The organism is Streptomyces ossamyceticus (assembly GCF_001418475.1).
GTDB lineage: Bacteria > Actinomycetota > Actinomycetes > Streptomycetales > Streptomycetaceae > Streptomyces > Streptomyces ossamyceticus.
The window spans coordinates 20,264-31,968 of record NZ_LIQX01000106.1; the positions used below are offsets into that span (position 1 = coordinate 20,264).

Annotated in this window: 9 protein-coding genes; all 9 read right to left on the bottom strand. The window is 71.1% G+C overall.

The features are described 5' to 3' along the window. Positions 1-12 precede the first annotated feature (12 nt). Entirely contained in the window at positions 13-2,025 is a 2,013-nt protein-coding gene (locus AOK15_RS09825; protein WP_055514907.1) for a pectinesterase family protein, read from the bottom strand. Between the two features lie 24 nt (positions 2,026-2,049). Next, complete coding sequence (locus tag AOK15_RS09830) at positions 2,050-3,600, bottom strand: glycoside hydrolase family 43 protein (RefSeq protein WP_079058391.1); 1,551 nt, start codon at positions 3,598-3,600, stop codon at positions 2,050-2,052. Then, entirely contained in the window at positions 3,597-4,442 is an 846-nt protein-coding gene (locus AOK15_RS09835; RefSeq protein WP_055514909.1) for a DUF6807 domain-containing protein, read from the bottom strand. The genes AOK15_RS09830 and AOK15_RS09835 overlap by 4 nt, the downstream gene beginning before the upstream one ends. Next, positions 4,442-5,620: a Gfo/Idh/MocA family protein gene (locus AOK15_RS09840; protein WP_055514911.1), complete on the bottom strand. Its 1,179-nt coding sequence runs from the start codon at positions 5,618-5,620 to the stop codon at positions 4,442-4,444. The genes AOK15_RS09835 and AOK15_RS09840 overlap by 1 nt, the downstream gene beginning before the upstream one ends. Beyond that, on the bottom strand, positions 5,617-6,945 hold the full coding sequence (locus AOK15_RS09845) for a pectate lyase family protein (RefSeq protein WP_055514913.1): 1,329 nt from the start codon (positions 6,943-6,945) through the stop codon (positions 5,617-5,619). The genes AOK15_RS09840 and AOK15_RS09845 overlap by 4 nt, the downstream gene beginning before the upstream one ends. Further along, positions 6,942-7,844, bottom strand: coding sequence for a carbohydrate ABC transporter permease (locus AOK15_RS09850; RefSeq protein WP_055514915.1), 903 nt, complete (start codon positions 7,842-7,844; stop codon positions 6,942-6,944). Before AOK15_RS09850 ends, AOK15_RS09845 begins: the two co-directional genes overlap by 4 nt. After that, positions 7,841-8,785 (bottom strand): carbohydrate ABC transporter permease, encoded by a 945-nt coding sequence (locus tag AOK15_RS09855; protein WP_055514917.1) that lies wholly within the window; start codon positions 8,783-8,785, stop codon positions 7,841-7,843. Before AOK15_RS09855 ends, AOK15_RS09850 begins: the two co-directional genes overlap by 4 nt. A 203-nt stretch (positions 8,786-8,988) precedes the next feature. After that, complete coding sequence (gene araD, locus AOK15_RS09860; RefSeq protein ID WP_055514918.1) at positions 8,989-10,740, bottom strand: L-arabinonate dehydratase; 1,752 nt, start codon at positions 10,738-10,740, stop codon at positions 8,989-8,991. Then, positions 10,737-11,648 (bottom strand): dihydrodipicolinate synthase family protein, encoded by a 912-nt coding sequence (locus AOK15_RS09865; RefSeq protein WP_055514920.1) that lies wholly within the window; start codon positions 11,646-11,648, stop codon positions 10,737-10,739. The genes araD and AOK15_RS09865 overlap by 4 nt, the downstream gene beginning before the upstream one ends. Between the last annotated feature and the right edge of the window lie 57 nt (positions 11,649-11,705).

Below are 11,705 nucleotides of genomic sequence, written 5' to 3' on the forward strand. Positions count from 1 at the left end.
CCGGGGCGTGGTTCAGCGGCCGGCGCGCCGCAGGTGCGGCGCCCAGCCGTCCGTCCCGGCGAGGTAGACGGCGACGGTGCGGGTGGGGGCGTCGGCCGCCGGGAGCTGCGGGCGGTCGGCGGTGACGCCGGCGCCCGGCCCGTAGGTGCGGTACTCCGTGAACCGGGCGTCCTTCCACGAGAAGCCGCTCATGTCGGTCCACGGCGACGACTTGATCGCGGCGGGCAGCTCGGTGTCGCGGAACAGCACCTGGGCGACGGCGTCCGGCTCGCCGCCCGGATGCCACGGCCGGCCCAGGTGGAACGACCCGGCGGGAGCGTCGCTGATCACCTTCGACCGGGTGATCAGGAAGCCGTACGGGTTGTCCTTCCAGGTCGAGGCCGCCGTGATGTAGCCGTTGTTGCTGGTGGAGCCCCGGCTGAGCGCCTTGATGACGGACCGCTCGACGACGGTCGTGGCGCGGCCGTAGAGGAAGTCGACATCGCCCTCGATGTACGAGTCGCGGATGTAGACCCGGCTGATGACGTCCAGCTTGGGGCTGTCGGTCATCAGGGTGTCCTGATTGCCGAGGAAGGCCGTGTTCTCGAAGACGATCCGGTCGCCCGTCGTCTTCATCGCCAGGGCCTGCTCGCCCTTCAGCTCGTGCGCGGCCTCGTCGAAGTCGTTGCTGAAGGTGAGGTTGCGGGCGGTCACGTCACTGGCGAGGATCCGCACGGTGGCGCTGCCGTTGGAGCCGCCGTACTCGGCGGGCGTGTCGTGGACGATGACGGTGTCCGAGCGGTGCAGTCCGGTCCCCCGCAGCACCAGATGCGGCTTGTTCGCGGGGACGAGGACCTTCGCGCGGTAGGTGCCGGGCGCGATGCGGATGGTGACGGTGCCGTCGTTGCCGGCGGGCACCGCGTCCACGGCGGCCTGCACGGTCGGGTAGGCGGCGGGAACGTCCAGCACGGTGTTCGTGCCGATGTTCTTCTGCGGGCCGGAGAACCGTGTGACCAGCGCGGGCACGGCGGCGGCCGGGTCGAGCCGGTAGGCGTAGAGGTCCCTCGGGTCGAAGGCCGCACCCCGGGTGTCCCGGCGTCCGGTGACGTTCCTCAGGATCGAGCCGCGCTGCACGAGTTCTGCGGTGGCGTCGGCCTGGTAGGGGTGCTGGACGTCCTTGTAGTAGCTGTTCTCGATGACCATCCGGGTGCGGCCGCGCGCCCAGTTCCCGTACGTCCACGTGGGATCGCCGTCGGACACCTGTGCCGACAGGTAGTTGTTGTAGAGGTGCGCGTAGGCGCAGTTGTCGGCGGACGGGTTGCGCTGCTTGGTGCCGGTGAACCAGTTGTGGTCGATGGTGATCTCGGTCAGGACATTGCTGGTCCAGCCGATGCCGAACGCCTTGTTGTGGTTCTTGAACTGGTTGTGGGAGACGGTGATGTACCGGCTGTCCTTGCGGATGTCGAGCAGCCCGTCACCCATGTGCTCGAAGCGGTTGTGGTCGATCCAGACATGGTCGGCGGAGTCCATCTGGATCGCGTCGAAGTCGGTGGTCTTGCCGTCCCAGTCGCCCTCGACATAGCTGTCACGGACCGTCAGGTTACGGATGATCACATTGCTGGTGCCGGGGTTCAGATGGAGTTCCCCGTGGACGATCTCGCCGGTGTCACCGACGCCGATCAGGGTCTTGTTCGAGGTCACGACGACGTCCGAGCCGAACGGGTCGACGTCGATCGAGCCCTTGACGCGGATGACGTACGGCTCGTCGGCGGAGGCGTACTTCACCAGCGCGGCCTGATCGGTGACGGTGACGACCTTGCCGCCGGCACCACCGGTGGTACCGCCGTCGAGGGAGGCGAAACCGTGGGGACGGTCGCTCCAGCTGCGGGGCGCGCCACGGACCTCGGTGGCGGCCTCGGCCTCGGCCTCACCGACGGCTCCGAGGCCGAGCGAGCCCAGCAGGGCGGCGACCGCCACCAAGGTCCGGCCGACACCCGGGCTCGCCCCCGACCAGGTCGGCAAGCGCTTGCTACGGAGGTGCGTCATTGCGGCTCCCAACAGGCGTACGGACTACGAGGAGGGGGTGATCCTGAAGGTGGTGAAGGTGGCCGCCCCGGCGTGTCCCGCGCCGGTGGGCGCGACCGCGAAGAGGCCGAGCAGGGCGCCGACCCAGCGCCAGGGCGTGGCGGCGAAGACCTGGCCGGAGGAGTGCCACCCCTCCCCCACGTCGTAGGAGAAGTGGCAGCGTGCCCCGGCGCGCGTCTCGATGCGCAACCGGGCACGCCCGTCGGGCGCCGGGCACGGCGGAGCCGCGTCCCGCTCTCGCTCGGCGACCGTCTCGGCGAACCGGTGGACGAGACGCACGCTCCCGTCGGCGTCCCGCTGGAGCCCGATCCAGCGGAAGGCGTCACCGAGCACGGCGAGCCCGGCGCGCGCCCTGGGCTCCTCGCTGTCGAGGCGCAGCTCCACCTCGGTCACGGTGGGGATCCCCGGCAGCCGCTGTGTGAGCACATTCGCCAGTTTCCGCAGGTCGTGCGCGTGCACGGAGCGCACGCACGTGAGCCGCAGCCCGTCGCCGGAGTGCTGGGTGGCCCAGCCGTCCTGCGGGTTCGCGGTCCACTGCCACTGGCGTCCGAAGCGGCCGCCGGGGAAGTCGTCGTCGGTGGCCGGCGCGGCGGGCGGCTGCGGGGGCAGCGCCGGCTTGGGGTGCACGGCCACGGGGGCGCCCTCGTCGCCGAGCACGGGCCAGCCGTCGGCGTCCCAGCGCATCGGCTGGAGGTGGACGACCCTGCCGTAGGCGCCCCGCTGCTGGAAGTGCAGGAACCAGTCCTCGCCGGCCGCCGTGCGCACCCAGCCGCCCTGGTGGGGGCCGTTCACGTCGGTGTCGTGCTGTTCCAGCACGACGCGCTCCTCGTAGGGGCCGAAGAAGTCGCGGGAGCGGAAGGCGCCCTGCCAGCCGGTCTCCACTCCCCCGGCCGGGGCGAGGATCCAGAACCAGCCGTCGTGCCGGTAGAGCTTGGGGCCCTCCAGGGTGAACCAGCCGGGCAGCCGGTCCGCGTCGACGATCACCTTGCCCCCGTCGAGCAGTCCGGTGCCGTCGGGCCGCATCCGATGCCCGGTGAGCCGGTTCTTGACCCCGGAGCGGGACTTGGCCCAGGCGTGCACGAGGTACGCCTCGCCGGTCTCCTCGTCCCACAGCGGACACGGGTCGATGAGCCCCTTGCCCTCCTTGACCAGGTGCGGTCGGGTCCACGGGCCGCGGATCTCGGGGGCGTTGACCTGGAAGACGCCCTGGTCGGGGTCGCCCCAGAAGATCCAGAACCGGTCGTCGAAGTGCCGCAGCGAGGGCGCCCACACCCCGCAGTCGTGGCGGGGCGCCCGGAACTCGCTCGCGGGTTCGAGGAGGTGCAGCGCGTGGCCGACGAGCGTCCAGTTGACCAGGTCCCGGGAGTGGAGCAGGGGAAGTCCCGGGACCCGGCCGAAACTGGAGGCCGTCATATAGAAGTCGTCGGCCACGCGCAGGACATCGGGGTCGGACCAGTCGGCGTCGAGCACGGGGTTGCGGTAGGTGCCGTCGCCCCGGTCGGCGGAGAAGGCGGGCGCGCTCACGGAGGTCGTCACGGGCTCACCGCCTTGCGGACCAGGGCCGCCGCCTCGCCGCGGTCGAGGGTGCCGTCGGCGACAACGGTGACGACCCGGCGTACGGCGGTCCCGCCGGGCTCGACGGTCAGGCGTTCGGTGGGGGCGAGCGACGAGCCGACGCCCGGGTACTCGTCGGCGCGGACGAACCAGGGGTCGCGGCGGGTGGTGGCGGTGGCCCCCGCGAAGACGAGTGTCCAGGTGTCGCCGGCGAGGGCGAGCCAGTCGGCGCGGGTGCCGTGGACGTCGGTCTCGCCCTCGGCGTCGGCGGTGAACACCCGCGGGGTCCGGGCCTCCTTGCGGGCCCGCCAGAAGAACCCGCCGTACGCGGCGCCGGGGCGTCCGTTGGTGGCGGGGCTGCCGATCGAGACGGGCGCGCCGGTGGTGTTGGTGAGCGAGAAGGTGAAGTCCAACGCCCAGGCGCTGTCGGTCAGTTCGGTGGCCGCGACGGTACGGCGCTCGCGCAGCAGCTCGGTGCCGGACGCCACCCAGCGCAGTTCCTCGACGAAGCCGTCGGGGTCGCGCAGCTGGAAGGCGACGTGGCGCTGGGAGCCGTGGTTGTCGAGCTCGGTGGGGCCCCGGTCGCGGACGTAGGTCCGCCCGCCCCAGAAGTTGTGCCCCTCGACGTCGGGAACGGCGACACCGACGCCGAGGTGGTGGAGGTGGTCGGCGGGGCTCAGCTCGGTGACCGCCGTACCGGACAGGGTGGTGACGGGGTGGAGGTAGGGGCGGGGCGAGAGGCGGGTCGGCACCTCGGGCCGGGCGTGGTACCGGCCCACCGGGCGTCCCGCCACCCGCAGGACGAGGGACTCGTCGTTCGTCATCAGGTACTCACCTCGTTCGCCGGTGGCTCGGGGAGCGCCCAGCGGGCGCCCAGTTCGGAGTAGAGGGCGAGGTCGTCGGCGGCGGCCGTGACCAGGGCGTCGATGCCGTCGACGACCCGGCGGTCCTCCTCGGGCAGCCGGTGCCAGGCGTCGGCCGGGAGCGCGCGAGGGTCGGGGGCGGTGCGGATCGCCTCGACGACCTTCATGAACGCGCCGGTGGTCTCCGGCGGGACCAGCAGGTCGGCGCCGTCGACGAGATGGTCGACCAGGTTCTCCAGCAGGTCGGTGCGCCCGTACTCGATCTCCTCGGGGCCGTGTCCGGCCCGCTGGACGAGCACGCGGTCCTGCTTGTACCAGAAGGTGATCCGCCCGCTGGTGCCGTGGACGACGTTGTACGGCTCGCCGGGGTTCTCCGCGCACAGTGTGGCCGCGACGGTGATCCGGCCGCCGCGGGCGGTGGTGATCCGCACGCAGGAGGTGTCGTCGGACTCGATGTCGTTGGCCCGCAGCAGTTCGGTCTCGATGGCGGCGACGTCCTCGGCGCGGCCCGCGCCGCCGAGCGCGAGCCCGGTGGCGACGGCGTGCGCGAGGGGGTTGGTGAGCGCCCCGTCGATCACGTCGACACCGTTCAGACGGCGCTTGCCCGCCCAGGGCGCCCGCTGGTAGTACGCCTCGGCGCGGGCCCAGGCGCCGGCGCCGCCGATGCCGGTGACCTCGCCGATCAGTCCGTCCGCGATCATCTTCCGGATCGCGGGCACCGCGTGCGAGCCCAGCGACTGGAAGCCGATCTGGCAGACGACTCCGGCGGCGGCCACCCCGTCCGCCATCCGGCGGAACTCGGCGTACGACGGGGCCGGGGGCTTCTCCAGCAGGATGTGCACGCCCCGCTGCGCCGCCGCCAGCGCCAGGTCGGTGTGGGTCGGGATCGGGGTGCAGATCACGGCGATCGCGGCGCCGGTGGAGTCGAGGAGCGCGCCGAAGTCGGCGGACTGCTCGGGGGTGCCGAGGCCGTCCGGGAGCTCGTCCACGGTGAGCGGGGTCAGCTCGCAGACGCCGGCGAGGCGCACGATCCCCTTGTCCGCCAGACGGCGGATGTTCTCCAGGTGCCAGCGGCCGTGGCCGCGGGCGCCCGCGAGGACGAGCGGGACCGGGGTGTCGTGTGCGGTGGTGTGGTTCATCGGAGCCTCCCTGCGCCCGCGCCGCGCGCCACCTCTCGGTCGGCCCTCACGGCGCTGTCGATCTTCTGGTGCAGGGTAGGCGTCCAGCCGACGTCGGCCGCCAGATCGCGCTCGCTGCCGGAGTTGTAGGCGTTGTGGATGGCGAGGAGATCCACCGGATAGCCGTTGAAGAGGGTGCCCGTCTGGTGGAGCGCGGTGCCGTTCCAGCTCTTGACCAGGTCGGCGACCTCGACGTGGCCCGGCGTGGTGAACGCGTTGTTCTCGGCGTACACGGCGGACTCGGTGGAGATGCCCAGCGAGTAGCGGTAGTCGTGGGCGTCGGCCGGGACGACGTAGCGGTTGTTGTAGAGGTGCACCTGCCCGAAGCGGACGCGGGGCGCGCGCTGGACGACGTTCTCGAACTGGTTGTGGTGCAGGGTGACGCGCAGTTTGCCCCGGTCGCCCGTGGCGGTGTCACCGTTGCCGATCAGGAGGCCCTTGTCGTGGTCGGCGAACCGGCTCCAGGAGACGGTGACCAGGTCGGAGGCGTTGGTGATGTCGAGCAGGCCGTCGTGCCGGAGGTGGTTGCGGCCGAAGTGGGTGGGCTCGTCCTCGTCGGGGTGGCCCTGGTCGGAGATCGTGACGTGGTCGATCCAGACGTGGGTGGCGCCGCGCAGCCAGATGTTGTCGTAGGCGGTCTTCCAGTCGCCGAGGCCACCGGTGTTGGGCTGCCAGACGGGGAAGCAGTCGTAGGCGTCGCGGAGTTCCAGATTGCGGATGATCACATTGTCGGAGCCTCTGAGCTGGAGGCTGGCCCCCTTGAGCACCGCGCCCTTGAGGCCGACGATCGTGGTGTGGGAGCCGACGGGCAGCTCGATCCGTTCGGCCTGCTTCGCGGCCGACGCCTGGCGGGCCTCCTCCTGCGCGCCGCTCGGCCTGGCCGAGCCCCAGGTGCGCGGGTCGTACGCGGCGAGGTACTTCCTCAGCTCGTAGCCGCCGGTGGCGTAGTCGTCGCAGTCGAGCTTCTCGCCGTCGTCACCGGTGTTGGCGTCGACGGTCCCCGCGATCCGGATGATCTTGGGGGTGTCGCTGCCGCCGTCGAGCGCCCGGACCAGCTCGCTCCGGTCGCGCACGGTGTGGACGTGGGCGGCGTCGGCGGTGACACCCCCCGTGGTCCCGCCGTCGGCCGCGGCCCAGCCGTCGTCCGCGGCGAGCGTGTCCCTGCTGATGTCCCTGCTGATGTCGCGCCCGACGTCGCGGGGCTCCGCCCCCGCCGGGGTGCTGAGCGCGAGGCCCAGCATCCCGGCGAGCGCGACGAGGGAGAGACCTCTCCTGCGGTGACTCATCCCTTCACCGCCCCCGCGCTGAAGCCGGTGATCAGCCACTTCTGGATGAAGGCGAACACGATGACGACCGGGACGGCGGCGATGATGCCGCCGGCGGCGAGCGCGCCCAGGTCGACGCTGTCGGCGCTGAGCAGGGTGTTCAGGCCGACCGGGATGGTCTGCTTCTCCTGGTTGCTGAGGAACATCAGCGCGAACAGGAAGTGGTTCCAGGAGTGCACGAAGGCGAAGGAGCCGACGGCGATCAGACCGGGCCGCAGCAGCGGCAGTACGACCACCCGGAACGCGGTGAACCGGTTGCAGCCGTCGACCCAGGCCGCCTCCTCCAGCGAATACGGCACGTTCTTGATGAAGTTGCTGATCAGGATGATCGACAGCGGCAGCTGGAAGACCGTCTCGGCGAGGATGACGCTGCCGAGCGAGTTGATCATCCGCAGCTCGGCGAAGATCTGGAACAGCGGGACGAGGAGCAGCGCGCCCGGGACGAACTGGGAGCACAGCAGCGCCAGCATGAAGCCGCGCTTGATCTTGAAGTCGAAGCGGGCGAGGGCGTAGCCGCCGGCGAGGGCGACGAGCGTGGTCATCAGCAGGGTGACGACCCCGACGAGCACGCTGTTCTGGAAGTAGACCCCGAAGCTGCGCTCGTTCCACACCTTCTCGAAGTGCTCGAACGTGATGGGCCACGGCACGAGCGAGGTCGAGCCCGGCTTGCGGAGCGCGAACAGCAGGATCCAGTAGAAGGGGACGAGGGTGAAGACGAGGTAGACCGACAGGGGCAGATAGATCTGCCAGCGGGGCACCTCGTCCCAGGCACGCTGCTGCTTGCGGGGCCGCTGCGGGGGCTCCTCGGCCGCCGGCACCGCCATCGGCGGAGCGACCTTCTCGGCGTCCTTGGTGATCACTTGGACTCGCCTCCGAACTTGCTCAGCCGCAGATAGACCATCGAGCAGAAGAGCAGGATCACGAACGCGACCGTGGTCAGGGCGGACGCGTAGCCGAAGTTGTGGGCGTCGACCGAGGTGTTGGCGATGTACAGCGGGAGGGTGGTGGTCTCCCCCGCGGGTCCGCCGCCGGTCAGGGTGTAGAGGAGGTCGACGTTGTTGAACTCCCACACCGCGCGCAGCAGCGTGGAGAGGATGATCGCGTCCTTGAGGTGCGGCAGCGTGATGTGGAAGAACTGCCGGACGCGGCTCGCGCCGTCGACCTCGGCGGCCTCGTAGAGGTCCTTCGAGATGGACTGGAGGTCGGCGAGGATGAGGATCGCGAAGAAGGGGACACCGCGCCACAGGTCGGCGACGACCACCGCCGAGAAGACGGTGGAGGTGTCGGAGAGCCAGCTGGTGCCGTACTCGCCGATGCCGAGGTCCGCGAGGTAACGGGTGATGCCCGTCTGGGAGTTGTAGAGGAGCACCCAGATCGCGGAGGTGAGGACGCCGGAGACGGCCCACGGCGAGAAGACGAGCGCGCGGCCGAGGGCCCGGCCGACGAACGTCTGGTTGACGATCAGCGCGAGCGCGAGACCGAACAGCAGCTGGAGCCCGACCTCGACGACGACCCACTTGGCGCTGAAGACGAGGGTGTCCCAGAACAGCGGGTCCTCGGTGAAGGCGTGGACGAAGTTGTCGAAGCCGGCGAAGCCGTTCCGCCAGGGCTTGGTGGGGTTGTAGTGCTGCAGGCTGTAGTAGAAGACGCTGACGACCGGGTAGGCGATGAAGCCCAGCATGAGCAGGGCGGCCGGGGCGATCAGCAGATAGGGCAGCCTGCGCGGGGTCGCGGAGGCACGGCGCGCACGGCTCCGCCGGGGTGGCGCGGGCGGTTTCGCCACGGCTGCGGCTTGGGCCATGACTGGGGCTCCGTTTCTGGGTGCGTCGTTGCACGTCGTGGTGCGTCGTTGCGCGTGGGGTGCAGGAAGCGCTTTCTCGCTGGGCAGAGGCGGGTGGTTCGCGGAACGGGGTGCGGCTTGCTGTGGGGTGGCGTCTGCGGGTGCTTCGGGGCTTGTCGCGCAGTTCCCCGTGCCCCTTGTGGCGGCGCCCGGTGTCGGAGCGGTCAGCCCGCGTAGGGGTCCGGGACCTTGCCCGGTCTGGCCAGGAACTCGAAGTCGCAGCCGGTGTCGGCCTGGGTGATCTGGTCGTTGTAGAGGGCGCCGTAGCCGCGTTCGTAGCGGGTGGGCGGCTCGGTCCACTCCGCTCGGCGGCGCTCCAGCTCCTCGTCGTCCACGTGGAGATGGAGGGTGCGCGCCTCGACGTCGAGCGTGATCGGGTCGCCGGTGCGGACCAGGGCGAGCGGGCCCCCGATGTACGACTCCGGTGCGACGTGCAGCACGCAGGCGCCGTAACTCGTGCCGCTCATCCGGGCGTCGGAGATCCGCACCATGTCCCGTACGCCCTGCTTCAGCAGGTGGTCGGGGATGGGCAGCATCCCGTACTCGGGCATGCCGGGGCCGCCCTTGGGTCCGGAGTTGCGCAGGACGAGGACGCTGTCGGCGGTGATGCCGAGCGACGGGTCGTTGATGGTGCGCTGCATGGTCCGGTAGTCGTCGAAGACGACCGCGGGACCGGTGTGCTTGAGCAGGTGGCGCTCGGCGGCTATGTGCTTGATGACCGCTCCGTCCGGACAGAGGTTGCCGCGCAGGACGGCGACCCCGCCCTCGGCGGCGACCGGGTTCTCGCGGGTGCGGATCACGGCGTCGTTGTGGACGAGCGCGCCGTCGAGCTGCTCGCGCAGCGTGTCGTGGGAGACGGTCGGCCGGTCCAGGTGCAGCAGGTCGGTGATCCGGGAGAGGAACCCGGGCAGACCTCCCGCGAAGTGGAAGTCCTCCATCAGGTACGTCCGACCGCCGGGCCGGACGTCGGCCAGCACCGGGACGGTGCGGGCGATGCGGTCGAAGTCGTCCAGGGTGAGGTTGACGCCCGCGCGGCCGGCCATGGCGATGAGGTGGATGACCGCGTTGGTGGAGCCGCCGAGCCCGAGGACGGTGGTGACGGCGTCCTCGAAGGCGTCGGCGGTGAGGATGTCGCTCAACGTGCGGTCCTTGTGGACCAGTTCGACGATCCGCAGCCCGGACCTGGCGGCCATCCGGTCGTGCCCGGAGTCGACGGCCGGGATGCTCGACGCGCCGGGGACCGTGACCCCGAGGGCCTCGGCGGCGGCGGTGAGCGTGGAGGCCGTGCCCATCGTCATGCAGTGACCGGGCGAACGGGCGAGACCGGACTCCAGTTCGGTCATCTCGCAGTCGCCGATGAGCCCGGCGCGCCGGTCGTCCCAGTACTTCCACATGTCGGTGCCGGAGCCGAGGACCTCGTTGCGCCAGTGCCCCGGCAGCATGGGCCCGGCGGGCACGAACACCGTCGGCAGGTCGACGCTGGCGGCACCCATCAGCAGGGCGGGCGTGGACTTGTCGCAGCCGCCCATCAGTACGGCCCCGTCGACCGGGTACGAGCGGAGCAGCTCCTCGGTCTCCATCGCGAGCATGTTGCGGTAGAGCATCGGGGTCGGCTTCTGGAAGGTCTCCGAGAGGGTGGAGACCGGGAACTCCAGCGGGAAACCGCCCGCCTGCCACACGCCCCGCTTGACCGCCTGCGCGCGGTCCCGCAGGTGCACATGGCAGGGGTTGATGTCCGACCAGGTGTTCAGGATCGCGATGACCGGCTTGCCCAGGTGCTCCTCGGGCAGATAACCGAGCTGGCGGGTGCGGGCGCGGTGGCTGAAGGCGCGCAGCCCCGACGAGACGCCGCTGCCGTACCACTGGTGGCTGCGGAGTTCCTCCGGCTTCCGCCTGTTGTCGACCGGCTTCGTCATATCGACCACCCCGCAGCGATGGAGGCGACCTCGGCCCGCTCGTCCTCGGGCAGGCGCCTGCTGGGCGCCCGGACGTCCCGGCGGCACAGGCCGAGCGAGGCGAGGGCCTCCTTGACCACGGTCACGTTGTCGGCGGAGCCGTTCGCGGCGCGCAGCTCCTCGAAGCGGCGGATCTGCTCCCAGATCTTCATGGCGGCCGGGTAGTCGCCCGATCGAAGCGCTTCCCTCATGTTCAGCGAGACGGCCGGGGCGACATTGACGAGCCCCGAGGTGAAGCCCGTGGCGCCCGCCGAGAAGTACGAGGGGGCGTACGGCTCTGCGAGTCCGGCCACCCAGACGAAGCGGTCCAGGCCGGCGTCGCGGGCGAAGGCGGCGAAGCGCGCCGCGTCCGGGACGGCGTACTTCACGCCGATCACGTTCGGGCAGTCGTCGGCGAGTTCGGCGAGTCGGGCGCCGGAGAGCTGCGCGTTGCGGATGTAGGGCACGACGCCCAGCTCCGGCACGGCCTCGGCGATGGCCCGGTGGTAGTCGACCCAGCCGCCCTGCGAGACGTAGGGGTGGACCGGCTGGTGGACCATCACCATCCGGGCGCCGGCCGCGCGGGCGTGCTCGGCGGAGGCGACCGCGGTGGGGATGTCGTGCCCGACGCCGACCAGGACCACGGCGCGGTCGCCGACCTCGTCCATGGTCAGCTCGGTGACCAGGCGCCGCTCCTCGGGGGTGAGGGCGTAGAACTCGCCGGTGTTGCCGTTGGGCGTGAGGGTGGTGATCCCTCCGTCGAGCAGCCGACGCAGCAGGGCCCGGTGGGCGCCCTGGTCGACGGTGCCGTCCTCGGCGAACGGAGTCACCGGGATCGCGACCACGTCGGCCAGAGCCGTCCGTTGGGTCTCGAACGTCACGCTGCTCATGGATGACCTTCCTCTGCGAGGACTGCGGGGGCCGCCGCCTGCGCGACCGCGGCCCCG